Raw genomic sequence first — 3,068 nt, 5'->3', positions numbered from 1 at the left:
GCGCTTGGTGTGGTGCGCGTCCTTGGACTTGAGCAGCGTGGCGCAAAGCGCCGGGGTCAGGGTCATCGCCACCAGCACCGACAGCGCCATGGCCGAGACGATGGTGATCGAGAACTGCCGGTAGATCACCCCGGTGGGGCCGGGGAAGAAGGCCATGGGCACGAACACCGCCGACAGCACCAGCGCGATGCCGACGAGGGCGCCGGTGATCTGGCCCATCGACTTGCGGGTCGCCTCGCGCGGGGACAGCCCCTCTTCCTCCATGATCCGCTCGACGTTCTCGACCACCACGATGGCGTCGTCGACGAGCAGGCCGATGGCCAGCACCATGGCGAGCATGGTCAGCGTGTTGATGGTGAAGCCCGCCAGCGCCAGCACCCCGAAGGTGCCGAGGATGACGACCGGGACCGCCAGCGTCGGGATCAGCGTGGCGCGGAAGTTCTGCAGGAACAGCAGCATCACGAAGAACACCAGCACGATGGCTTCGATCAGTGTCTTCTGCACCTCGTGGATCGAGATCGCGATGAAGGGCGTGGTGTCATAGGGGATGACGTAGTTGACGCCCTCGGGGAAGAACTCGGAGAACTCCTCGATGCGTGCCTTGACCCGCTCCGAGGTATCGAGCGCGTTGGCGCCCGACGCCAGCTGCAGCGCCATGCCCGAGGCGGGCTGGCCGTTGTAGCGGGCGATGGTGGAATAGTTCTCGGCGCCGATCTCGACGTCCGCCACGTCCTGCAGCAGCACGAGGCCGCCGTCGGTCTCGGCCCGCAGCACGATGTTGCGGAAATCCTCGGGGGTCGACAGCAGCGACTGCGCGGTGATCGTGGCGTTGAGCTGCTGGCCATCGGGCGCGGGCAGCGTGCCGAAGGCACCGGCCGAGATCTGGGCGTTCTGCGCCGAGACCGCGCTGACCACGTCCGCCGGGGTCATCTCGAAGGCGGCGAGCTTGGACGGGTGCAGCCAGATCCGCATGGCGTATTGCGCGCCGAAGACCTGCGCGCCACCGACGCCCTCGATCCGGCTGAACTCGTCCACGAGGTTAGAGTTCAGGTAGTCCGAGAGGTCGGCCTGTTCGAGCGTGCCGTCCTCGGAGATCAGGCCGATCACCATGAAGAAGGACGACGAGGATTTCTCGACCGTGACGCCCTGCCGCTGCACGGTCTCGGGCAGCAGCGCGGTCGCCTGTGACAGCTTGTTCTGCACCTGCACCTGCGCCACGTCCGGGTCGGTCCCGGATTCGAAGGTCAGCGTGATCGAGGCGGTGCCGGCCGAGGTCGAGGACGAGGACATGTAGCGCATGCCGTCGAGCCCGGTCATCTGTTGCTCGATGATCTGGGTGACGGTGTTCGCCACGGTCTCGGCCGAGGCCCCGGGGTACTGGGCGCTGACCCGCACCGAGGGCGGCGCGATCTCGGGGTACTGCGCGACCGGGAGGCTCAGGATCGACAGCAGGCCGACCCCCATGATGAGGATCGAAATCACCCAGGCGAAGACCGGACGGTCGATGAAGAAACGGGCCATTGCGGACTCCTGGCGCCTGTGGCGCGGCTTTAGCGGCTTATTCTTTGGCGGGCGCGTCGGCGGCAGGCGCCTGCTCTGCGCCTCCCTCGGTCTCGGCGCTGCGCTCCTGCGGGGTCACGGTCATGCCGACCGAGACCTTCTGCAGACCGGCGACGATGATGCGGTCACCCGCCTCGAGCCCGCCGGTCACGACCCAGTTGGCGCCCTGATCGCTCTGCACGGTCAGCTCGCGGGTCTCGACGACGTTCTCGGCGTTCACCACCATGGCCACCGGGCGGCCGCGGCGGTCGCGGGTCACGCCTTCCTGCGGGGTGAGGATGGCACCGTTGATCTGGCCCTGGGGCACCTCGACCTGCACGTACATGCCGGGCAGCAGCAGCCGCTCGGGGTTCGGGAACTCGAGCCGCAGCACGATCACGCCGGTCAGCTCGTTCACGTGCGGCTCCGCGGCGGCGAGGTAGCCCGCGTGCTCGTAGATCTCGCCATCGGCGAGACGCAGGTGCACCACGGCCGAGGAATCCTCGGCCACCTGCTGGCCCGACCGGCGCCAGCGCAGCACCTCGGCGGCAGACTGGGTCACGTCGACGTAGACCGGGTCGAGCTGGCGGATGGTGGTCAGCGCGGTGGTCTGGCCCGAGGTCACGAGCGCGCCCTGCGTTGCCTCCGACAGGCCCGCGACGCCCGAGATGGGGGCGCGGATCGTGGTGCGGTCGAGGTCGATGTTGGCCGACAGCAGGTTGGCCTCGGCGACCTTCACCGACGCGGCGGCCACGTCGCGCGCGGCCAGCGCGTCATCCAGGGTCTGCTGGCTGGCGACGTTTCGCTCGCGCAGTTCGTTCTGACGGGTGGCCTCGCGCTCTGCCGAGGCAAGCTGCGCCTCGGCCTGTGCCAGCGATGCCTCCGCCGCGGCCTTGGCGGCCTCGTAGGTGGCCGAATCGATGCGGTACATCGGGTCGCCACGCGTGACGTCGCGGCCCTCTTCGAAAAGGCGCTCGTCGATGATGCCGCCGACCTGCGGCCGGACCTCGGCCACGCCAGAGGCGGTGACCCGGCCCGGAAGCGCCGAGGTCAGCGTCACGTCGGACGATTCGAGGGTGACGACGGTCACCGGCTGCGGCGGGGGCTCGCCCTGCTGCGCGGCGACGGGAAGGGCGGATGCGGCAGCAAGCAGGCCGCCGATCACAAGCTTTTCGCGCAGGGATCGGAAGAATCCTTGGGGCATAATGTCTCTCCGAAGAAGGCAAAGAGCCGCTCATGTGCGGATCGGTCTTGCAACCCGTTATGGAAACCGTCAGGTTTTGTAAAGAGTGCAGCGCGGAGACTCAGACAAATTTCGCGGCAGCGCAGCACAGGAGACGCGATTTGCGAAAACCATCATCGGAGTGCTGCGGCTATATCCAGCGGCGGAGGGGCAGACCGGTGCAGATCGACCAGTCCACCCGGCAGGACATCGTGCTCGACGCCGTACGCGAGCTGCTGTGCCAGTGCCGGCTGGAAGACGTGAGCATGGCGGCGATCGCGCGCCGGGCGGGAATGTCAAAGCGCAC

2 protein-coding genes are annotated in these 3,068 nt (G+C 68.0%); both read right to left on the bottom strand.

What is annotated here, in order from left to right:
• On the bottom strand, window positions 1–1,521 hold a 1,521-nt coding region (locus HC022_RS22670; protein WP_167453909.1), incomplete at its 3' end, for an efflux RND transporter permease subunit.
• A gap of 37 nt (window positions 1,522–1,558) precedes the next feature.
• Window positions 1,559–2,743, bottom strand: coding sequence for an efflux RND transporter periplasmic adaptor subunit (locus HC022_RS22665; RefSeq protein WP_167453908.1), 1,185 nt, complete (start codon window positions 2,741–2,743; stop codon window positions 1,559–1,561).
• Window positions 2,744–3,068: the final 325 nt, after the last annotated feature.

This window comes from Salipiger sp. HF18, assembly GCF_011806505.1.
GTDB classification, from domain to species: domain Bacteria; phylum Pseudomonadota; class Alphaproteobacteria; order Rhodobacterales; family Rhodobacteraceae; genus Salipiger; species Salipiger thiooxidans.
The sequence above is the reverse complement of the archived record's forward strand: the minus strand, read 5'-3'. Positions and strand labels throughout refer to the sequence as shown.